Source organism: Streptomyces sp. NBC_00989 (assembly GCF_045162655.1).
Taxonomy (GTDB): domain Bacteria; phylum Actinomycetota; class Actinomycetes; order Streptomycetales; family Streptomycetaceae; genus Streptomyces.
Genome location: NZ_CP108728.1, coordinates 4620813 through 4641924 on the forward strand (window position 1 = coordinate 4620813; position 21112 = coordinate 4641924).

Below are 21112 nucleotides of genomic sequence, written 5' to 3' on the forward strand. Positions count from 1 at the left end.
CGATGAACCCCAAACGTCTCGCCTGGCCGGCGGCCACCCTCGCGGTGGCCGCCGCCGTGCTGCTCAGCCTCGCCGTCGGCACCCGCCCGGTCCCCCCGTCCGAGGTACTCAACGCCCTTCTGCACGGCGGGAGTTCACCCGACGCGCTGGTCGTACGGTCGCTGCGGCTGCCCCGCACCGAGATCGGGCTGACGGCGGGCGCGGCACTCGGCGTCGCGGGCGCCGCACTCCAGGCCGTCACCCGCAACCCGCTCGCCGATCCCGGCATCCTCGGCCTCAGCCAGGGCGCGGCGGCCGGCGTCGTCCTCGCCATCGCGACCGGCCTCGCGAGCGGTTTCACCGGCTACGTCTGGTACGCCTTCGCCGGCGCCGTCCTCGCCGCCTGCCTCGTCTACGGCATCGCCGCGCGCGGCCGGGGCGGGGCCTCACCGGTCAAACTCGCCCTCGCCGGTACGGCGTTGTCGGCGATGACCGCCGGTGGTACGACCGTCGTCCTGACGTCGAGTTCGGCGACGCTGGACCAGTTCCGGTTCTGGCAGGTCGGCTCACTGAGCGGACGGGACGCCGACACGGTCGTAGAAATGCTGCCGTTCCTGGTGGCCGGGGCGCTGCTGGTGCTCGCCTGTGCGCGCGGGCTGGACGCGCTGGCCCTCGGGGACGAGACGGCGCGGGCGCTGGGGCACCGGGTGGGGCGCGTCCGGGTGGGTGCGGCGCTCGGGGCGACCCTGCTGGTGGCGTCCGCGGTGGCCGCCGCCGGACCGATCGCCTTCGTCGGACTCGCCGTACCGCATCTCGCCCGCCGCCTCACCTCCGGCGGCCACCGCGCCCTGCTCCCGCTGTCCGCGCTGCTCGGCGCCGCGCTGCTGGTCGCGGCGGACGTGGCGGGGCGGGTGGTGCGGGCGCCCGCGGAGGTCCCGGCCGGGGTGATGACGGCGCTGGTGGGAGTGCCGGTGCTGGTGGTCCTGGTGCGGCGCAGGGGGACGGCCGTATGAACAACGCGTCCCGTCTCACCGACCCCGCACCCGCGACCGCAACCACGACTACGACCACGACCACGACCGATACCTTCCGCCCCGCCGGGGTCACCGTCCTCCGCCCCCACACCGCCATCTCCCTTGCCCTGCACCGCCGTTCGGCCGTCGCGGCCGCGACTCTCGTGCTGGTGCTGGCCGTTGCGATGACCGCCGCCGCCTGCTTCGGACAGACCTACATCCCGCCCGGCGCGGTGTGGCACACGCTCCGGACCGGTTCCGGGCAATACGACCTCGTCGTCAATGAGTTGCGGGTCCCGCGGATCGTGCTCGGGGCGCTGGTCGGAGTGGCCCTCGGGCTCGCCGGGGCGCTCGTGCAGACCGTCACCCGTAATCCGCTGGCCAGTCCGGACGTGATCGGTGTCGGGCACGGTGCCGCCGCCGCGACCGTGCTCGCGCTGTCCGCCGGGGTCGTCAGCTCGCCCAGCGCCATGCCCGCCGTCTCCGTCCTGGGCGGACTCGCGGCCGCGGCGCTCGTGTACGTGCTGGCGTGGCGGCATGGGATGCAGCCAAGTCGGTTCGTGCTGACGGGTGTGGGGATCGGCGTCGCCCTGTCGGCCGTCGTGCAGCTGTATCTCTCGGACAGCGAGCTGGAGGCCGCCGAGACGGTCAAGCTGTGGCTGACCGGTTCGCTCAACGGGCGGGGCTGGGAGCAGGCGGCACCGCTGGCCGTCGTACTCCTCGTGTGTCTGCCCGCGTTGGTGTGGGCGAGCCGGGCCGTGCGGCCGCTCGGGCTCGACGCCGACACCGCTGCCTCGCTCGGGGTGCGGGTGGACCGGACGCGGCTCGCGCTGACCGTACTCGGGGTGGTGCTGGCCGCGACGGCGACCGGCGCGGCCGGACCGATCGGGTTCGTCGCGCTGACCGCCCCGCAGTTGGCCCGGCGGCTCACCCGTACGCCTCAACTGCCGTTGGTCTGCTCGGCGTTGACGGGTGCGGTGATTCTTGTGGCGGCCGATCTCGCGGCGCGGACGATCCTGCCCCCGCTGGAGGTTCCGGTCGGCGCGCTCACGTCGCTGGTCGGTGGGCCGTATCTGCTGTGGCTGTTGGGGCGGAACAGGGCGGGGGGCTGAGGTTCGTCGGCCGCTGCGGGCCGGTGGGGGCTGGTCGCGCCCACGCGGCGGAGCCGCATATCGATACAGCCCCGCGCCCCCAAAGACGGCCCCGGTTCAGCCGACCTGCTTTTAAGGGGCGCGGGGAACTGCGCGAGCAACCACGACGCACCCGCACTCGACAACGCACCGGGTCCCGGAGCAGTGCGGCTCCGGGACCCGGCTGAAGCGACGCCGTCAGATCGTGGCCGTGTCGATCACGAACCGGTAGCGGACATCGCTCGCCAGCACCCGCTCGTACGCCTCGTTGATCTGGTCGGCGGAGATCAGCTCGATCTCGGCGCCGAAGCCGTGCTCGGCGCAGAAGTCCAGCATCTCCTGGGTCTCCCGGATGCCGCCGATGCCGGAACCGGCCAGGGTCTTGCGGCCGCCGATCACGGAGAACAGGTTGAGGGAGACGGGCTCCTCGGGGGCGCCCACGTTCACCAGCGCGCCGTCCGTCTTCAGCAGCGACAGGTACGCGCCGAGGTCGAGCGGGGCCGACACCGTGGAGACGATGAGGTCGAGGGTGCCCCGCAGCTCCTCGAAGGTCTTCGGGTCGCTGGTCGCGTAGTAGTGGTCGGCGCCCAGCTTCAGGCCGTCCTCCTGCTTGCGCAGGGACTGCGAGAGGACGGTGACCTCCGCGCCGAGCGCGTGCGCGATCTTGACGCCCATGTGGCCGAGGCCACCCATGCCGACGATCGCGACCTTCTTGCCGGGACCGGCGTTCCAGTGCTTCAGCGGCGAGTACAGGGTGATGCCGGCGCAGAGCAGCGGCGCGGCCTCGTCCAGGGCGATGCCCTCGGGGATGCCGAGGACGTAGTTCTCGTCGACGACGACCTTCTCGGAGTAGCCGCCGTAGGTGGGCTCACCGTCCTTGCCGACGGCGTTGTACGTGCCGACGTTGCCGCCGGTGCAGTACTGCTCCAGGCCGGCCTTGCAGTTGTCGCACTCGCGACACGAGTCGACCAGGCAGCCGACGCCCACCCGGTCACCGACCTGGAACTTGGTGACGCCGGGTCCTACCTCGGAGACGATGCCGGCGATCTCGTGGCCGGGGACCATCGGGAAGATGGCCTCGCCCCAGCCCTCGCGGGCCTGGTGGATGTCCGAGTGGCAGATACCGGCGAACTTGATGTCGATCAGTACGTCGAACTCGCGGACGGCCCGGCGCTCGATGGTGGTGCGCTCCAGGGGAGCCTTGGCGGCGGGGGCGGCGTACGCAGCGACTGTGGTCATGCCGGAACACTCCTAGGGGGGGATGCGCGCCCGGCCGCCTTCTGACCGGGCACGGGACCTAGCCTGCCCGAAAGCCCGGAGGCTACCCAGGCCACGGCTCTGCGTACGTCCGCTGTGCCTACCACCAGCGAGGTCAGGCTCCTGGGCGTATGACCGGGAATACTGGACCGTATGGACGAACAGCCGGAACCCGCCACCGAGCCCGCGGCCGACGCCGGACCGCCCCTGGACCGGCGTGCCGAGCTGAGCGAGTTCCTGCGCACCCGGCGGGCCCGGCTGAAGCCGGAGGACGTGGGGCTGCCGGACTTCGGGCGGCACCGCAGGGTGCCCGGGCTGCGCCGCGAGGAGCTGGCGCAGCTGGCCGGGGTGTCGGTGGCGTACTACACCCGCCTGGAGCAGGGCAACGGACGGAACGTGTCGGCGGAGGTCCTCGACGCGATCGCCCGCGCGCTGCGCCTGTCGGACGCCGAGTCCTCGCACCTCACCCACCTCGCGAAGCCGAAGCACCACAAGAAGAAGCCGTCGGCCCCCACCCAGCACGTGCGCACTCCGCTACGGCAGCTGCTCGACGCGATCGACACGGTCCCGGCGTACGTCTCGGGCCGCCGCTCGGACATCCTCGTCTGGAACCGGATGGCCGCGGCCGTCTTCGGCGACTGGTCCCAGCTGCCGCCGCAGGAGCGGAACTGGGCGCGGCTGGTGTTCCTGCGCCCCGAGTACCGGGAGCTGTACGTGGACTGGGAGCAGAAGGCCACGGACATCGTGAGCATGCTCCGGATGGACGCGGGCTGCCACCCGGACGACCCGCGCCTGTCCGCCCTGGTGGGCGAACTCTCCGTCAAGAGCGAGGAGTTCAGGCGTCTGTGGGCCACCCACGACGTCAAGGAGAAGACGTACGGCGTCAAGCGCCTCCACCATCCCCTGGTCGGCGACCTCACCCTGCACTTCGAGGGCTTCCGTCTGGGCGACGGCTCCGAGCAGTCCCTGATCACCTACCACGCGGAGCCCGGCTCCCCCTCGGCCGACGCCCTGCGCCTGCTGGCGAGCTGGGGCACGGACGCGACGCGGGCGGGCACGGCGGCCCAGCGCCCCGACCTCACTCCGTGACGCCCAGATCCGCCCGCATCAGCCGCCGCATCGCGGTCAGCCGGGGTTCGGCCTCCTTCAGGTCGAGCATGGTCTGCTCGGCGCTCTCGCCGTCCCGGGCCAGCCCACGGTCGAGCCGTTTGACGGCGGCGTCGGCGGCCACGAGGACCTCGTTCACCGAGCGCGACGCGTCCAGGACGCGTTCGGGTACGACCATCTGCGCCTCGGCGTAGCGGTCCCGGTGATCGCGGCGCGCCTCCTCCAGCTGGTCGCGCTCCCGTTCGGTGTAGACGCCGTCGCGGATGCGGTGCAGGGCGTCCCTGAGGAGCGTGTGGAACTGGCGTGAGGAGCGGTTCATGGCCGTGTACGCGTCCCGGCGGTCCTCGAACCGCCGCCGGTGTTCGGCGACTTGGGCCTCCTCGGCGCGCTGCCGTGCGGTGAGGCGCTGGCTGAGGACGGGCGCGAAGAGGGTGCCGAGGACACCGACGACGGCGGTGATCATGGCGGTCACGGCGGCGGTCATGGGGTCAGGAAAACACGGACGGCCCGCCGGAAGGTGAACTTCCGGCGGGCCGTCCGCCACTCAACTGACCCTGCCGCTCAACGAGTTCCGCGGCTCACTTGCCGTAGTACGCGTTGTAGATCGAGATCGTCGACTTGTTGCCCTTCTTGTCGGCGATCTTCGCGTGGAAGGAGATGGCCTTGCCCTTGGCCGGGTTGGTGACGGTGATCTTGCCGTTGACCACGTTCACCTTCTTCCAGGTCTGGCCGTAGTCGTAGGACACCCACACGCCCAGGGACTTGAGGTTGCGGCCGGCTGCCGCGCCCTCGACGGTGACCGGGAAGGTCGCCTTCTTGCCGGCCGCGACGCGGCTGTCCAGGCCGGTGACCGCGTTGAAGCGGGCCGTGGAGACGGGCAGTCTGGCCTCGGAGGAACCGCTCGGCTTCTTCGAGGAGAACGTCCAGCTCGCGTCGATCCGGGTGGAGGCGGCGGCGACCTTGACGCTGCGGATCACCGAAGTGGTCAGCTTGTACGAGGCGTTGGCGGCCGGGACCTTGAACACCTCCTGGCCGAACAGCGGGTCCTTGTTGGAGCCCACCTTGGTGCCGTTGCGGTACAGGGTCGTGTTGACCGAGGTGAACAGCGACGAGCCCGCGTTCTGCGCGGAGTCGGCGAACAGCGGCACGATCCCGGAGATCTCGTTGCCGTAGCGGTACACGCCGTAGACGTCGTCGAGGTGCGGGCCGAAGACCGCGGTGTTGAAGGTCCTGGTGTAGGTCTGGCCGCCCTTGAAGGCCTGTAGGCCGTTCGAGACGTAGTAGGCCTCGGCGATCGGGAAGCCGTCCGGGTCGAGGCCGCCGTCCTGCTCGAAGTCCAGTTCCCACTGGGCCCCGTTGATGGTGGAGACGTGCAGGACGCGGGTGCCGGGCAGCTGCTGCGAGCGGCTGGTGGCGGAGGCGCCGGAGCCGTCGGGCAGATAGCCGAAGGCGAAGAGCAGACCGGTCTTGCCGCTCGCCGCGGCGCCCAACCGGGTCTTCACCGTGGCGAGTTCACTCGCCTTGTAGTGCTTGGTGTAGCCGGTGGCGAGCTGCTTGACCTTGCCGCCGGTCGTGGTGTCGTACTGCTCGTCGGTGCCCTTGGTGAAGTGCGCGTCCCACTGCTCGGTCAGCGAACCGTCGGTGATCTGCGGACCGAGGTGCGCGGTGCGGAAGTTGTCGTACGTCTCCAGGAACCAGCCGAAGGAGGCTCCGCTGTCCGCCGACATGACCGCGTAACCCGGCGACGCGAAGGCCGACTTGGCGCCGGAGTCCGGCACGGTGATGTCGACCGGCTTGGCGGTGCGGGCGTCGATCGTGACCGAGGTGTTCTTGCTGATGTCCAGCTTGGGCTGGGCGATCCAGTCGGCGCCCTTGGCGAAGTCCTCCGGGTCCACGAAGATCCCGGTGTCGAGGATGTAACCGCCCTTGGGGACACGGACCTTGACGGTGCCCGAGGCGTCGTACGGAGAGAAGTAGCCGCCGGCGCCGAGACCGGTCGTGCCCGCCACCGTGGCGCTGTAGTACTTGGCGGGGGTGCCGTCACGGTTGATGAACTTCAACGTGAGGTCGTACGACTGGACTTCGCGCACCACGGCCGCGGCCGTACGGACGCTCTGCCCACCGCCCGTCGCCGTCACGTACGCGGAGTAGGCGCCGTCGAGGGTGCCGCCCAGCTTGGTGTTCACGGTCAGGCCGACCGAGGCCGTGCCGCCGCCGGCCGGGACGGTCACCGAGGTCTTGGCGAGCTTGAAGAAGCCCGAAGGAGCCGTCTGGCCCTTGGGGTTGGTGGCGGCCACGGTGAGCTTGAGGGTGACGTCCGCGGTACCGAGGTTGCGGTAGGTGACCTGGTTGGTGACCGGGGTGTCGTCGGTGTGCGGCCACTGCTGGACGCCGAAGCTCTCCGACACCGGGTCGGCGACGACGTTCTGCTTGATGGCCTTGTCGACGGCGATCCGGCCCGAACCCTGCTCGAACGGCGTGTAGTTGCCGCCCTTCGCGGATCCGGTGAGCGCGCCCTTCAGCTCGGCGTAGCCCCAAGTGGGGTGCTCCTGCTTGAGGATGGCGGCGGCGCCGGCGACATGCGGGGTCGCCATCGACGTACCCGAGATGGTCAGGTAGCCGGGCGGGTTCTCGCCGACCTCCTTGTCGATGAGGCTGCCCGGGGCCGCCGCGGCGGTGATGTCGACGCCCGGCGCGGTGACGTCCGGCTTGATGGCGCCGTCGCCGACGCGCGGGCCGGTGGAGGAGAAGTCGGCGAGCTTGTCGTTGCCGTCGACCGCGCCGACCGTGATGGCCGCGTCCGCGCTGCCGGGCGAACCGACCGACTGCGGGCCCTCGTTGCCCGCGGCGATCGCGAACAGGATCCCCTTCTCGGTGGAGAGCTTGTTGACCTCCGCCTCCAACGGGTCGATCCCCGGGGTGTCCTGGCCGCCGAGGCTCAGGTTGACGATATCGGCGCCCTGCCCGGCCGCCCACTCCATGCCGGCGAGGATGCCGGAGTCGTCACCGGAGCCGTTGTCGTCGAGGACCTTGCCGTTGAGGATCTTCGCGTCGGGCGCGACGCCCTTGTACTTGCCGTTCGACTTGGCGCCGGTGCCCGCCGCGATCGAGGCGACGTGCGTGCCGTGACCGAAGTGGTCGTTCGCGTCGGTGGCCGTGGAGAAGTTCTTGGACTCGATGACCTGCGTCTTCAGGTCGGGGTGGTCGGCGTCGACTCCCGTGTCCAGTACGGCGATCTTGACGCCCTTGCCGGTGTAGCCGGCCGCCCACGCCTTCGGGGCGCCGATCTGCGGCACGGACTTGTCGAGGCTGGCCTTGCGGACGCCGTCGAGCCAGACGTGCGCTATACCGGCGGCCGACTTGTCGCCGTTGGTGACGGCCTTCCACAGCTCGGGTGCGTCCTGCTGCGGGGTCTGCACGGCGTCGGCGTTCAGCGTCTTCAGGGACTGGCGCAGCCTGCCCGCGTCCCGGACGTCGGCCTTGGCGGCGGTGGCGGCGCCCTGGTAGCCGACGATGACCTTCAGGCCGGCCTTCTGGGAGGCGCGCTCCGCGGACTTGTTGAGCTCGGTGACGTCGAAGAGCCGCTGGTCGAGCTTGCCGGACGCGACCAGTTGGGCCGCGTCGGCGGGTATGACGAGCGTGTGCCCGTCCAGCTTGCGGACCTGAACCGGTATGTGTTCACGGCCCTTCGCCGGCTCCAGACCGGCGACCCGGCCCTTGGCGTCGAGGGTGACGCGGTCGCCGGTGATCAGGGTGATGCGGTGGTCGCCCTTGAGCCGGGCCTGTGCGGCACCGAGCTGCGCGGCACCGGCGGTACGGGATTCGGGCTTCGCGGCCGCCGGGCTGGTCATTCCGGCGGCGAGGGCTACGGCGGCGGACGCGGCGACGGTGGCCGCGCACGCTCTCTTCACGTGTCTGCGCAAGACTCCCCCTGGAGCTGAGGTACCGGGCGAATTCCCCGTTCACCCGGCCAGGGGAAAGCCCGCACACCTGTGCGTGACACCCCCCGGAATACGCAGTATGCCGAGGGGTGATCACCCGCTCAAGAGATGAGAGGAGGGTAAGAAAGCGCATCCGCGAACTGTTACGCCCCCGCCCGCACTCCGTTACGCAGTCGTCGGGTGAAGCTCGCGAGAACTCCTGTAGGGGCCGCCGCCAATCCTGAACTCCCGTCCCCGCCAACCGAGTTACTTCGACCCGGCGTTCTCCTTCACCGTGATCTTCCCCTTGCGGATGGTGGCGAGGCGCGGCGCCTTCTTCGCGATGGCGGAGTCGTGGGTGACCATGATGAAGGTCAGCCCGTGCTCCTTCCACATGCGCTCCAGTACGTCCATGATCTCGTCGCGCATCGACTCGTCGAGGTTGCCGGTCGGTTCGTCGGCGAGCAGCACCTTGGGCTGCTTGACGAGCGCGCGGGCGATGGCGACGCGCTGCTGCTGTCCTCCGGACATCTCGCCGGGGAGGTGGTTGGCCCGCTCGCCCAGGCCGACCGAGACCAGCGCCTCGGCGGCCCGTTCACGCCGGATCTTCGCCTTCATGCCGAGCGGTACGAGGGCGGTCTCGACGTTCTCCTGTGCGGTGAGCGTCGGGATCAGGTTGAAGGACTGGAACACGAAGCCGATGTTCTCGCTGCGGACCTTGGTGAGCTTGGCCTCGGACAGTTTCGCCAGGTCGACGCCGTCCAGGACGATTTCGCCGGCGGTGGGGCGGTCGAGGGCGCCGATCATCTGGAGCAGGGTGGACTTGCCGCCGCCGGTCGGCCCTTGGATGACCAGGCGGTCGCCGTCGCCGATGGTGAGGTCGATGCCGTCGAGGGCGTGGACGGTTTCCTTGCCGCGTGAGTAGAGCTTGGTGACGCCTCTGAGTTCGTACATGGTCCAACTCCTGGGAAAGTAAAGGGGGTTGGGGCCCGTCGTGGGACGGGCCCCGTTGCGCCGTTTTCGTCTACGGCGCCGTCGTGGCTGGTCGCGCAGTTCCCCGCGCCCCTTTGGGGCGCGCTGCAGTGACCGGCGTTGACCAGGTGCCGGCTACTCGACTCTGCGCAGGGCGTCCGCGGGACGGAGTCGCGACGCTCGCCAGCCGCCGAAGGCGCCGGCGATCAGGCCGCCGGCCACGGCGAGGCCGACCGCGAGGGCGATGGTGGTGGCGTTGACGGGCGCGGTGAGCGCGACGTCGAGCGTCTTGGCCGCGGCCTGCCGGCCACCGCCGAAGCCACCGCCGCCACCGCCGGGTCCGCCGCCCGCGCGGCCACCGGCGGCGGTGCTGCCGAGGGAGGCCGACAGGGTCGGGCTGATCGCGGTCACGACGTACGCGCCCGCCAGGCCGAGCGCGATGCCGAGGACGCCGCCGACCAGTCCGTTGACGACGGCCTCGCCGACCACCTGCCGGGTCACCCGGCCGGACTTCCAGCCGAGCGCCTTCAGCGTGCCGAACTCGCGCACCCGGCGCGAGACCGCCGAGGAGGTGAGCAGCCCGGCGACCAGGAACGCGGCGATCAGGACCGCGATCGACAGCCACTTGCCGACGCTGGTGGCGAGGGAGGAGGCGGTGGACAGGGACCCGGAGACGGTGTCGGCCAGGTCGGCGGACGTGGTGACCGTCGTACCGGAGACATTGCTCGTGATGGTCTTCTTGACCGCCGAGATCTGCTTGGAGTCGGTCGCCTTGACGTAGATCGTGGTGACCTTGTTCTTGTCACCGCTCAGGGTCTGCGCCTGCGTCAGCGGGATGTACAGGTTGGCCGCCGCGTCGCCGCTGGTGGCGGTGGCGATGCCGATGACCTTGTACTTGACGCTCTTGATGGTGACGGTGGAGCCGACCTTGAGCTTCTTCTCCTTGGCGTACGCCGAGTCGGCGACGACGACCTTGGAGTTGGCCTCGGCGGTGGTGAAGGTACGGCCGCTGGTGATCTTCGAGGAGGTCAGCGGGCCGAGCGCGGGCTTGGTGACGTCCGTGCCGTAGACCGAGTACGAGTTGATGTTGAAGTTGGCGCCGCCACCGGTGACTTCGCCCTGCGGCGCGCCGGTGCCGCCGCCGCGGTTGCCGCCGCCTCCGGTGCCGCTCCCCTGGTTCTGCTGGAACTGGCCGCGGGTGAACTGCCCGTCGACCTTGACGACGTTGAGGCTGAGCCCGCCGACGGCGTCGGAGACACCCTTCTGCCCCGCCACCTTGGTGACGGTGGTGGAGGCCAGGGTGGTGAAGCCCTGGACCATGACGCGGTCGCTGCTCTGCGTCTTGCTGTCGCCGTTGTTGTTGGCGTCGAACTGGAACCGCGGCTGCTGCGAGCCGCTCGCGGTGGGCGTGGCCGCCTTGGTGACGGTCATGTCCGTACCGAGTCCGTACAGCGACTGGAGGACCTTGTCCTGTGCCTTCCCCATGCCGGAGGACACGGAGTTGACCACGATGACCAGCGCAATGCCCAGTGCGAGGCCGGAGGCGACGACGAGGGCCGCTTTTCTGCGGCGGCGCAACTCGCGCCTCAGGTAGGTGAAGAACATGGCCCGCAAGCTAGGTACGGCGCGTGATGATGCCATAAGGCCGACATAAGAGAACGATGAGAAGGCTGTCCATGACCAAAGAATGAGCCCACGCGAGGCTGTCAACGGGGCTGCGCTCTATGCCGTTTTACGACGTTTACGGCGCCGCCCGGTACCTGTCCAGACCCTGCCCAGGCCGTGTCGAGGCTTTCCGCGTTGCCGTACGCGATGTGCTGGTGTGATGATTTCACCCATGTCTGATCGCGGGGGAAGCGGCACGGAAGCGGACGGCGAGGCCGGAGGTGTACGGCGGTCCCGGCTGGTGGACTACGCGGAGATGAGCGAGGCGGCGCCGGCTCCTGCGCCAATCACCGACTCCACCCCGCTGAGCAGCGACGTCGTGGCGCGCGGGCGGCACGAATTCGCCGTACTGCTGGGCGAGTTCCGCCGTACGGCGGTGCTGGTGCCCACGGACGAGGACGACGCGCCCCTGGTCGGCGATTTCGGCGGTATCCGGTGGATCTACGCGTTTTCGAACGAGTCGGCGTTGGCGAGGTTCGCGATCGCGAGGGGTGAAGGCGGGCGGGAGTGGCCGTATCAACGGCTGCTGGGAGCCCGCTTGTTGGATGCGACGGTGCCGGCTGTGGGTGTGCCGTGCGGAGTGGCGCTGGATGTGGGCACCGAGGGCGAGGGCGTGCTGTTTCCGCCGGTGACGGGGATCGTGCCGGAGGCGGCGGCGGTGGACGCGGTGAATGCCGCGGCGGCGGTGGACGCGGATGGGGATACGGGGATGAGCGGGGACGGGGAGGTACGGGTATGAGCGGGGACAGCGGCGAGGACGTCAAGGCGGCCGGGCTCGACGAGATAGCGCAGGGCATCACGCTGGTGCTGGGCGAGTTGAAGGACCTGGGCATCGACAGCCTGGCGGGCGCGGGCCGGGGGTTCTCCGAACTCGGCCTGTCCGGACTGGAGTTGGGCAACGAGGAGTTGCTGTCGGGGTTCACGTCGTTCTGTGAACGCTGGGAGTGGGGCGTGCGCGCCCTGGTGAACGAGGGCAACAACTTCGCGACGGGCGTGGGTCTTTCGGCGGGCACGCTGTACGAGACGGACCAGTACGTCCAGGGCACGATGAAGATCGTGGTGAACGCGGGGATGGGCAACCCGTACGCGACGGAGGACGAGGTCACGCGGCAGAGCTGGGGCGACCTGGTGCGCAACAACGAGTACACGGGCGGCGTGGACTACAGCGCCGCGTCGATGGACAAGGCGCTGGACAACAGCGGGCAGGCCTACAAGGACGCGGCGCGGGACGTGATGACCTCGCACACGTTCAGCCCGCTGGGCCCGGGCCTGAACCCGGCGAACCTGGCGAGCGCGGCGGGCCTGAGCGGTGACGAGTACAACGACATGCTCGACGGCCCGTTGGGCCCGTCACCGGAGGAGCGGGCGAAGGCGGCGGAGGCCGCGCGGGCGGCACAGGGACAGGCTCAGCGGGGCGGGGACGCGGGCTGATGGGGATCGGTGATCTGGTCAACTCCGGTCTGGGCAAGGTCGGCGATGTGGTCGACGCGGGCAAGAAGTTCACGGGCGAACTGGTCGACCAGGGCACGGACGCCGCCGGCGACGCGCTGGACAAGGTCGGAGCACACGACCTCGCGAACAAGGTCGAGAACGCGGGCGACCGCATCGCCTCGGACCTGGGCGCGACCCCGGCCGAGGAGCAACTCGGCCGGAGCGACCAGCCGAAGGACCTGCTCCACGGCGACGCGAAGGCGATCCGGGCGACGGCCAAGCACCTGACCGACTTCTACACGGCCTTCGACAAGGTCGGCGACGGCATGCGCAAGCTCGACTCGTCGTCCTGGCAGGGCGAGGCGGCCGAGGCGTTCCGCAAGAAATTCGCCATGCACCCCACGAAGTGGCTCCAGGCGGCGGACGCCTGCGACACGGCGGGCAAGGCGCTGTCGTCGTACGCGGAGACGGTGGAGTGGGCGCAGGGACAGGCGCGGGACGCGATCGACCTGTACGGCCCGGGCAAGCAGGCGTCGGACGAGTACAAGGCAAAGCTCAAGACGGACACGGGCACGGACTCGGCCGGCGGCAAGAAGCAGGAGCCGACAACCGACCCCGGCGCAGCCGCCGTACAACGCGCCCACGAGATCCTCAACGAGGCCCGCCGCCAACGCGACGAGGCCGCCCGCACGGCGGCGAGCGCGGTCCGCAAGGCCCTGGCCCACGCCCCCGCCCAACCGCCCCCGCTGGCCCAGTTGAAGGCGGACGCGGCAGACGGCTACCAGGCCGTCAACACGGAGATCCTGCACTTCGACGCCGGCGTGGTGAAGGGCACGGCAGGCATCCTGAACTTCGCCCGCGGCCTCAACCCCATGGACCCGTACAACATCACGCACCCGGCCGCGTACGTCCAGAACGTCAACATGACGCTGGCGGGCCTGGTTTCGACGGCCGCGCACCCCGAGCGGGCCGCGAAGACGATGCTGGACGACTTCATGAAGGACCCGTCGGAGGGGCTGGGGCGGCTGGTGCCGAACCTGGTCGGGGACGGGGCGGGGTTGGAGGCAGGGCTGACTCGGCTCGCGGCCAAGGAAGGGCTGGAGGGGGCAGCACAGTCAGGCCTCCGCCGGACCGTGGAGGAGTCGGCCGAGAAGGCGGCGGCGAAGCCTGCGGAGGGCACGGTCTCGGACGGCCCGGCGCAGGTGACCCGCGACCAGAAGGCCGTGGAGAGCCGCGGTTCCGACCCGATCGACCTCGCCACCGGCAAGATGTACCTCCCGCAGACGGACGTCACCCTGCCAGGCTCCCTGCCCCTGGTCCTCAAGCGACGGGTGGAGTCCGGCTACCGCCTGGGCCGCTGGTTCGGCCCGTCGTGGTCCTCGACCCTCGACCAGCACCTGGAGATCAGCTCCACGGGTGTCGTCTTCGTCACCGAGGACGGCCTGCTCCTCCCCTACTCGCACCCGGCCCCCGGCCTGCCCACGCTCCCGAGCCACGGCCCGCGCTGGCCCCTGGACCGCGAGGACGGCGGCTACACGGTCACCGACCCCCGGACGCGCCGGGTGTGGCACTTCAGCGACCGCACCGAAGGCCTGGCGGTCCTGGAACAGATCGACGACCGCAACGGCAACTGGATCACCTTCGAGTACGACAGCGAGGGGACCCCACTCGCCGTCGCCTCCAGCGGCGGCCACGAGGTCCGGGTCACGACGCGGGAAGGCCGCATCACGTCCTTCCAACTCGCCTCCACCGGCGACGAGTTGAAGCGCTACGGCTACACGGACGGCAACCTGACCGCCGTCACGGACTCCTCCGGTCTCCCTCTGCGCTTCACGTACGACGAGGCGGGCCGCGTCACGTCGTGGACGGACACCAACGACCGGGACTACACCTACGAGTACGACGACCAGGACCGCTGCACGGCCGAGGGCGGCTCGGCGGGCCACATGAGCCTGCGCGTCACCTACGACGACACGGACCCGGAAACAGGCCACCAGGTCACGACCACGACCACCGCCGCGGGCCACGTCCACCGATTCCTCGTCAACGACGCGTACCAGGTCGTAGCGGTGGTCGACCCGCTCGGCGCGGTCACCCGGTACCGACGCGACCGCTACAACCGCCTCCTCTCCGAGACGGACCCGCTCGGCCGCACCACGTCGCTCCGCTACGACGAGAAGGGCAACCTGCTCGCCGTGACCCGCCCCGACGGACGCGAGTCGAAGGCCGAGTACAACGAACTCGGCCTGCCGGTAAGGCTGGTGCGCCCCGACGGCATGACCGTGCGCCAGTCGTACGACGCCCGCGGCAACCGCACCTCGGTCACGGACTCCCTCGGACACACCACCCACTTCACGTACGACGAGGCGGGCCACCTGACGACGGTGACCGACCCGCTCGGCCAGACCACGACGGTCCACTGCGACCGCGCCGGCCTCCCACTGCGGATCACCAACCCTCTCGGCGGGGTCACCCGCTACGAACGTGACAGTTTCGGCCGACCTGTCACACTCACGGACGCGCTGGGCGCGACAACCCGCTGGGAGTGGACGACCGAGGGCCGCCTGTCCCGCCGCACGGCACCCGACGGCACGACGGAGTCCTGGACGTACGACGGTGAGGGCAACTGCACCACCCACACAGACCCGCTGGGCGGTCTCACACGCTTCGAGTACACGCATTTCGACCTGCTCACAGCCCGCACCGGCGCGGACGGGGTGCGCCACGAGTTCGCCCACGACAAGGAACTGAACCTCATCCAGGTCACCAACCCCCAAGGCCTGACCTGGAGTTACGACTACGACGCGGCCGGCCGCCTGATCGCGGAGACGGACTTCGACGACCGCACCCTCACCTACACCCACGACGCCACAGGCCGCCTGGCCACCCGCACGAACACCCTCGGCCAGGTCATCGCGTTCGAACGCAACGAACTGGGCCAGGTGATCCGCAAAGACGCGGCCGGGCAAGTCACCACGTACGCCTACGACATGACGGACGGAATCGCCCAGGCGACCGGCACGGACACCACCCTGGCGGTACTGCGCGACCGCCGCGGCCTCGTCCGCTCGGAGACGGTCGACGGCCGCGAACTGACGTACACGTACGACGAGTTCGGCCGCCGCACGGCCCGCACAACCCCCTCCGGTGCCACCACGACCTGGACGTACGACGCGACCGGCCGCCGCACCGGCATGACGGCCTCGGGCCGCTCCATCGACTTCACGTACGACGAGGTGGGCCGCGAACTCGCCCGCCAGGTCGGCGAGATGCTCACGCTGGAGCACACTTTCGACGCCCTGGGCCGCCTGACGACCCAGTCGGTCGTCGGCGCAACGGGCGCCTCACTCCAACACCGCGCCTACACCTACCGGGCCGACGGCAACCTGACAGCGATCGACGACCAGCTCTCGGGCAGCCGCCGCTTCGACCTGGACGCGGTCGGCCGCGTAACGGCGGTACACGCGGCGAACTGGACCGAGTCGTACGCGTACGACGAGGCGGGCAACCAGACGCAAGCACACTGGCCGACGGAGCACCCGGGCCAGGAAGCAACGGGTGCCCGCTCCTACGCAGGCACCCGCATCACCCGCGCGGGCAACATCCGTTACGAACACGACGCCGTGGGCCGCATCACCCTGCGCCAGAAGACCCGCCTTTCCCGCAAGCCGGACACCTGGCGCTACGAGTGGGACGCCGAGGACCGCCTGACGTCGGTGACGACTCCGGACGGCACGCGGTGGCGCTACACCTACGACGCGCTGGGCCGCCGCACGGCGAAACTCCGCCTGGCCGACGACGGTGAAACAGTCGTGGAGCGCGTGGTGTTCGCCTGGGACGGCACGACTCTGTGCGAACAGACGACCATGTCCCCGGCCCTCCCCGACCCGGTGATTCTCACCTGGGACCACCAGGGCCTACGCCCGATCGCCCAAACAGAACGCATCACCGCGGCCGACGCCCCGCAGGACGAGATCGACTCCCGCTTCTTCGCCATCGTCACCGACCTGGTCGGCACACCAACCGAACTCATCGACGAACAGGGCGACATCGCTTGGCGCACCCGCACCACCTTGTGGGGCACCACGGCATGGGCAGCCAACAGCACCGCTTACACACCGCTCCGCTTCCCGGGCCAGTACTTCGACCCCGAGACGGGGCTGCATTACAACTTCTTCCGGCACTACGACCCGGAAACGGCCCGCTATCTCACATCGGACCCCCTCGGACTGGCTCCTGCCCCGAATCCGGCGACCTACGTCGTCAACCCGAGTGTCTGGATCGACCCTCTCGGGCTGGCCCCCGATTACCCGGAAAAGGTCGGCCGGGACTTCGATGAGACTAAGGCAAAAGCATTGCGGGAGGCCGGAATTCCCGAGGGTGCCGAGCCGCTGGAGGTCAACCCTTACGTTCCGGCCACGACACCGGAATGGATGGGGTCCAAACAGCTCATGACTGATGATCACGAGCCGATCTACTACACGGAAGAGGTGTACGAGCATCCCAACGGGCAGGATCTTGTAGTGTTCCAGGACCACTGGTTCGGACATCAGAAGCCCGGTGAGCCTGGTTACCAGCCCCCACACCTCCATGTGCGGCCCTACGAAGACACCCGCAATGGTCAGATCCCCGGCTGCGAGGAGCACTATCGCTATGACCGTTGACGCTTTTCTCGTGAATCGGGAGGTGCTGCAGTCACTCTACGGGAAGGTCCCGGACCTGAGCGAGGTCAGGATCCGTTCGATCAACCTGAACTGGCGTGGGCCCAGCGTGACGCTCCGTGTCGACCTGCCCCGCTTTCCTGGCTCCGCACCTCAGGAGTGGATCGACGAGCACATGGACACCGTCCAGTGCCAGTTCCGGTTCCTGGCCGTGGACACCATCTCCCTGACCGAGTGGGACCCGCCGGCCACGGCCGGGATCGAGATGATTCCCCATGGCACAGAACGACGTATGCGGGTACGGGCCGATGGCCGCGGAGTGAAACTCGAATTCGACTGCAGCGACTCCATCACCGTCGGCCATGTGAGCGCCTTCAGAAAACAGGCAGACGGATCGGACGCCGAGCAGCATCTCTTCACGAGCAAAATCGATTCGTTGCGCCACAACCGCCTTCCCGTAATGGATGAGAAGACTTTCTATGAGCGCTGACTGGCTGCAACTCCCCACTTTGCCGGAATCATGCGATCTCTTCTATCTGCACATCGATGAACGAGAAAACTCGGCAACCCTTGGGTTCGACACAAGAAGTCTCCCCTCGAACCCTCCGGCCGAGTGGGAGGGAAAGGGGTTCAACGCTTTCGAGTACTACCTCGTCTTCGTGGATATCGCGGGGCTACGAGTCACCGGGTGGGGCCCCGCCGAGGCCCGTGAAGTCAACTTGACCACCCAGGAGGACGGATCGGTCAAGGTTGTGCTCGGGACCGAGACATCCGGGGTCAGATTCCAGGCGTCAGCAGTTCGCCTGACCAAGACACGTGGTTACCGCGCTTCAGACACCCCGTGAAGTGACAGTTCGCACCACACACCCATCGACGGCTGACACCCTGATCGTGCTGCTCTTTCGCGTGTCCTACCAGAGGGTGGACGGCCCGGTGAGGACCCAGCCGGCGTCGGTGGGCCTGATCCAGAAGCTCAAGGCCACCTCGATCACCTGCGCGCGGCAGGTGATCTCGACGTAGACATTGCTGCTGGTGTGTCCCCAGTGGAAGTCCGCGAGATCGAGTTCGCCGAGCCAGGACAGGTCCTGCTCCCACTCGTCGGCAGCAGGGCTGCCGCTCGCCTCGTCCTCATCAGCACTCGCTTCGACGGAACCGGCCCACAGGGACTTGAGCACATGCCGGACAGGGTGGTGATCGATGAGCTGCTCGGCCTCAGGGACCCTCCCGGCCCGAAGCAGGCCGAAGTAGCCGCGAACGACCGCTTCGACATCGCCCCTGGCAGGCTGCTCCGTCCAGATCTTCACCGCGAGATCATACGAGTTCGGTGCCCCGAGCACCCCACCCCAACTCAGGCCGAAAATGGAAAGGGCTCAGTGTTACCGCACTACCGCGAGAGGACCTCCACCCATGACACCAGCCGAGCAGCAGCACCTGACGGGCAACGGACGCCCGGCGATCGATGCCTTCCTGCGCGACCGGGGAGCTGACCGGATGCCCCATCCCGGTGGCACGTTGCTGGCCCATCTGGGCCGTGTTCAGGGCCTGTTGGCGGACTGGGGAGCGGATTCCGTCGTCCAGACCGCGGGGCTGTGCCACGCGACGTACGGGACCGACGGCTTCGCACCGGCGCTCCTGCCCGTCGCCGACCGGGCCACGCTCGTCGCGCTGATCGGTGAACGGGCGGAGGCGCTGGTCTATCTCTACGCCAGCTGCGACCGCGGCGCTGTCTACCCTCGCGTCGACGGCACCACGGAGTTCGCCTTCCGGGACCGCTTCACCGGCCGCGAACTCAGCCCACCCGCAGACCAGTTGCGGGCGTTCTTCGACATCACGGCCGCCAACGAACTGGACGTACTGGCACACAACACGGAACTGGCCGAGCGCTACGGCCCGGGCCTGCACGCGCTCCTCACCCGGGCGGGCAACCTGCTCTCCCCCGCCGCCCGCGAGGCCGTCACCCGGCAACTGGGCTGAGAGCAACTCAACATCCCCTACCAGCAAGGCTGTTGAGTCCGTCCAGCTCGCACCACACCGTCTTGTGATCCGCCCCCTGCTCCACACCCCACCTCAGCGCCAACGCATCGAGTAGCGCCATTCCCCGGCCGTGTTCATCCGTCGCGGTCGCCCGAAGCAGCAGCGGCAACGCCCTCGGGTCCGGATCGGTGACCTCGACTCGCGTGTGGCCGTCATCCGTGCCCAGGACTCTGACGGTCACCGGCGTTCCCTCCCCGACGTGGTCGATCACGTTCGTCACCAACTCCGTTGCGTAGAGGCGGACGTCGTAGGTGTGGTGGCGGAGGTGCTGGCGCAGTTCCGGTACGGCCTTGGGGGTGGCCAGCAGGCGGAGTTCGAGGGTCACCGTTCCGCCGCCTTGCGGAGAGCCGCGGCGAGTTCGCGGGCGGTGGCGGTGTTGCAGTTCCCGAGCGCGACGAGGCCGGCGGTCAGGATGTCCACGCCGAGGGAAGGGAGCGTGATGTCGTGCAGGGCGAGGGCGTCGCGGAGTTCCTCCACGCAGAGGGTTGTGTCGTAGGGGGTGGACATGAACGGGTGCCTCCTGTGCGCTCTGTGACGAACTCCTCACAGGCTGGCGTTCCGCTGGCTACCGTAAAAGAGGGTTCGCGTTCGCGACCGGGGTTGCGGAGGAGGGCAAGTGGTGGCACGGGGCAAGGACATCGACGGGTCGATGAGCGTTCCGACCTTTTACGGCAAGGAGTTGAGGTGGAAGCGGGAAGAGGCGGGGCTGTCGTTGGAGGCGTTCCTCAAGGGCAGCTTCTACAGCAAGACCTACCTGAGCGACATTGAGCACGGCGAGCGAAGGATGCCGCTCGATCTGGCCCAGCATGCGGATCAGAAGTTGGGGACGGACGGGTTCTTCGAGCGGAACTGTGAGGTTGTACGGAAGGCACGGAGAGGGCCGCACGCCGCGTACTTCGAGAAGGTCCTGGAGGCGGAAAAACACGCGGAGTCCATCGAGGAGTGGTGCCCCATCAACATCCCGGGGCTGCTCCAAACCGCCGCGTACGCGGGGACGATGGTCCGGTCGGCTCACCCGGCGGCCTCCGACGAGTGGGTCGAGGAGAAGGTGGTGGGCCGCCTCGCCCGTGCCCGCCTTTTCGAGGACGACCACGCCACCCCGGAGTACTGGGCGATCCTGCACGAGTCGCTGCTTGCCGACCCGGTCCTGGCGCCACGGGAGATGGCCGAACAGCTCGACCGGATCGTGGAGTTGGCCGAGCGGCGTCGGGTCACTCCGCAGATCGTTCCGCGGACGTGCGGCGCGCATCCTCTGATGGCCGCCTCCATCAAGGTCATGACGTTCCCGGACGCCCCGCCGTTGATCTATACCGAGGCGTCATACAGCGGTGACACCATCGACGATCCGGCCCTCGTGAAGCAGTACCGCAAGGCATACGATCGGCTCAGGGCCGTCGCACTGTCACCGGAGGCGTCCCTGGCGATGATCGAGGCAGCGGCAGAGGAATTCCGAAATGACAAGCAACGGGACCGACTTGAGTGACGCGCTCTGGCTCAAGAGCAGCTACAGCAACGGGGACGGCGGGGACTGCGTAGAGATCGCCAGCGACTTCCCCGGCGCGGCCCTCTGGCGCAAGTCGAGCTACAGCAACGGTGACGGCGGTAACTGCGTAGAGGTCGCCCCCAACTTCCCCGGCGTCGTCCCCGTACGCGACTCAAAGGCCCCCCACCGCCCCGCCCTCATCCTCACCGCCCCCGCCTGGGCCCCGTTCATCACCGCCCTCAAGACCCCTGTTGACGAGTCGGGGTTGCTGCGGGCGCCGTAGCCGGGATCGTCGTCCGTGAAGAGGAACGAGCCCCCACCACGGCGGGTATCCGTGACAGGGACTCAGGCTCACTCAGGAGCCTTCGGAGGCCCCTACTTTTGCTGGGGGCCTCCGGCTACCTGGTGATCCACCAGAGCCACCACCTCCTCACGTGCTTGGCCCACGATTCCAGCAGCC

General features: G+C 69.2%; 19 protein-coding genes. 11 read left to right on the forward strand and 8 right to left on the reverse strand.

Going from position 1 to position 21112, the window contains the following annotated elements; genetic code table 11:
• The first annotated feature begins 2 nt into the window (after nucleotides 1-2).
• Nucleotides 3-992, forward strand: a complete 990-nt coding sequence (locus OG714_RS19945) for a FecCD family ABC transporter permease (RefSeq protein ID WP_406122763.1) — start codon at nucleotides 3-5, stop codon at nucleotides 990-992.
• Complete coding sequence (locus OG714_RS19950) at nucleotides 989-2104, forward strand: FecCD family ABC transporter permease (protein WP_406122765.1); 1116 nt, start codon at nucleotides 989-991, stop codon at nucleotides 2102-2104. The genes OG714_RS19945 and OG714_RS19950 overlap by 4 nt, the downstream gene beginning before the upstream one ends.
• Before the next feature lie 216 nt (nucleotides 2105-2320).
• Here OG714_RS19950 and OG714_RS19955 read toward each other — a convergent pair whose 3' ends face one another.
• Complete coding sequence (locus tag OG714_RS19955) at nucleotides 2321-3361, reverse strand: NAD(P)-dependent alcohol dehydrogenase (protein WP_406122766.1); 1041 nt, start codon at nucleotides 3359-3361, stop codon at nucleotides 2321-2323.
• A gap of 171 nt (nucleotides 3362-3532) precedes the next feature.
• Here OG714_RS19955 and OG714_RS19960 point away from each other — a divergent pair, with 171 nt between their 5' ends.
• Nucleotides 3533-4468 carry a helix-turn-helix domain-containing protein gene (locus OG714_RS19960; protein ID WP_406122768.1) on the forward strand — a complete coding sequence of 312 codons (936 nt, stop codon included), beginning with the start codon at nucleotides 3533-3535 and terminating at the stop codon, nucleotides 4466-4468.
• Here OG714_RS19960 and OG714_RS19965 read toward each other — a convergent pair.
• From OG714_RS19965 to OG714_RS19980, 4 genes are all read right to left on the reverse strand, one after another.
• Nucleotides 4458-4970, reverse strand: a complete 513-nt coding sequence (locus tag OG714_RS19965; RefSeq protein WP_406122769.1) for a hypothetical protein — start codon at nucleotides 4968-4970, stop codon at nucleotides 4458-4460. The two genes, OG714_RS19960 and OG714_RS19965, sit on opposite strands and share 11 nt — an antisense overlap.
• 94 nt (nucleotides 4971-5064) lie before the next feature.
• Entirely contained in the window at nucleotides 5065-8397 is a 3333-nt protein-coding gene (locus OG714_RS19970) for a S8 family peptidase (protein WP_406122771.1), read from the reverse strand.
• Between the two features lie 276 nt (nucleotides 8398-8673).
• Nucleotides 8674-9360: an ABC transporter ATP-binding protein gene (locus OG714_RS19975; protein WP_328679685.1), complete on the reverse strand. Its 687-nt coding sequence runs from the start codon at nucleotides 9358-9360 to the stop codon at nucleotides 8674-8676.
• 153 nt (nucleotides 9361-9513) lie between these two features.
• Nucleotides 9514-10983: an ABC transporter permease gene (locus OG714_RS19980; RefSeq protein ID WP_406122773.1), complete on the reverse strand. Its 1470-nt coding sequence runs from the start codon at nucleotides 10981-10983 to the stop codon at nucleotides 9514-9516.
• Between the two features lie 232 nt (nucleotides 10984-11215).
• Here OG714_RS19980 and OG714_RS19985 point away from each other — a divergent pair, with 232 nt between their 5' ends.
• Genes OG714_RS19985 through OG714_RS20005 form a run of 5 tightly spaced genes read left to right on the forward strand, consistent with a single transcriptional unit; the run spans nucleotide 11216 to nucleotide 17980 of the window.
• Nucleotides 11216-11782 (forward strand): hypothetical protein, encoded by a 567-nt coding sequence (locus OG714_RS19985; protein ID WP_406122775.1) that lies wholly within the window; start codon nucleotides 11216-11218, stop codon nucleotides 11780-11782.
• Entirely contained in the window at nucleotides 11779-12474 is a 696-nt protein-coding gene (locus OG714_RS19990; protein WP_406122777.1) for a hypothetical protein, read from the forward strand. Before OG714_RS19985 ends, OG714_RS19990 begins: the two co-directional genes overlap by 4 nt.
• Nucleotides 12474-17138 carry a putative T7SS-secreted protein gene (locus OG714_RS19995; RefSeq protein ID WP_406122778.1) on the forward strand — a complete coding sequence of 1555 codons (4665 nt, stop codon included), beginning with the start codon at nucleotides 12474-12476 and terminating at the stop codon, nucleotides 17136-17138. Before OG714_RS19990 ends, OG714_RS19995 begins: the two co-directional genes overlap by 1 nt.
• On the forward strand, nucleotides 17128-17625 hold the full coding sequence (locus OG714_RS20000; RefSeq protein WP_406122780.1) for an Imm50 family immunity protein: 498 nt from the start codon (nucleotides 17128-17130) through the stop codon (nucleotides 17623-17625). Before OG714_RS19995 ends, OG714_RS20000 begins: the two co-directional genes overlap by 11 nt.
• Nucleotides 17615-17980: an Imm50 family immunity protein gene (locus tag OG714_RS20005; RefSeq protein WP_406122782.1), complete on the forward strand. Its 366-nt coding sequence runs from the start codon at nucleotides 17615-17617 to the stop codon at nucleotides 17978-17980. The genes OG714_RS20000 and OG714_RS20005 overlap by 11 nt, the downstream gene beginning before the upstream one ends.
• 66 nt (nucleotides 17981-18046) lie before the next feature.
• Here the strand turns inward: OG714_RS20005 and OG714_RS20010 are convergent, their stop codons facing one another.
• On the reverse strand, nucleotides 18047-18439 hold the full coding sequence (locus OG714_RS20010; RefSeq protein ID WP_406122784.1) for a hypothetical protein: 393 nt from the start codon (nucleotides 18437-18439) through the stop codon (nucleotides 18047-18049).
• Nucleotides 18440-18542: 103 nt separating this feature from the next.
• Between OG714_RS20010 and OG714_RS20015 the strand changes: the two genes are divergently transcribed.
• Nucleotides 18543-19109: a DUF6817 domain-containing protein gene (locus OG714_RS20015; protein ID WP_406122786.1), complete on the forward strand. Its 567-nt coding sequence runs from the start codon at nucleotides 18543-18545 to the stop codon at nucleotides 19107-19109.
• 7 nt (nucleotides 19110-19116) lie between these two features.
• On the opposite strand, the gene OG714_RS20020 is transcribed toward OG714_RS20015, so the two are convergent.
• Together OG714_RS20020 and OG714_RS20025 are read right to left on the reverse strand one after the other, a co-directional pair.
• On the reverse strand, nucleotides 19117-19494 hold the full coding sequence (locus OG714_RS20020; RefSeq protein ID WP_406122788.1) for an ATP-binding protein: 378 nt from the start codon (nucleotides 19492-19494) through the stop codon (nucleotides 19117-19119).
• On the reverse strand, nucleotides 19491-19676 hold the full coding sequence (locus OG714_RS20025; protein WP_384159357.1) for a hypothetical protein: 186 nt from the start codon (nucleotides 19674-19676) through the stop codon (nucleotides 19491-19493). The genes OG714_RS20020 and OG714_RS20025 overlap by 4 nt, the downstream gene beginning before the upstream one ends.
• 112 nt (nucleotides 19677-19788) lie before the next feature.
• On the opposite strand from OG714_RS20025, the gene OG714_RS20030 reads away from it, so the two are divergent.
• Complete coding sequence (locus OG714_RS20030) at nucleotides 19789-20652, forward strand: helix-turn-helix domain-containing protein (protein WP_406122790.1); 864 nt, start codon at nucleotides 19789-19791, stop codon at nucleotides 20650-20652.
• Nucleotides 20624-20935, forward strand: coding sequence for a DUF397 domain-containing protein (locus OG714_RS20035; protein WP_406122791.1), 312 nt, complete (start codon nucleotides 20624-20626; stop codon nucleotides 20933-20935). The genes OG714_RS20030 and OG714_RS20035 overlap by 29 nt, the downstream gene beginning before the upstream one ends.
• Nucleotides 20936-21112 lie beyond the last annotated feature (177 nt).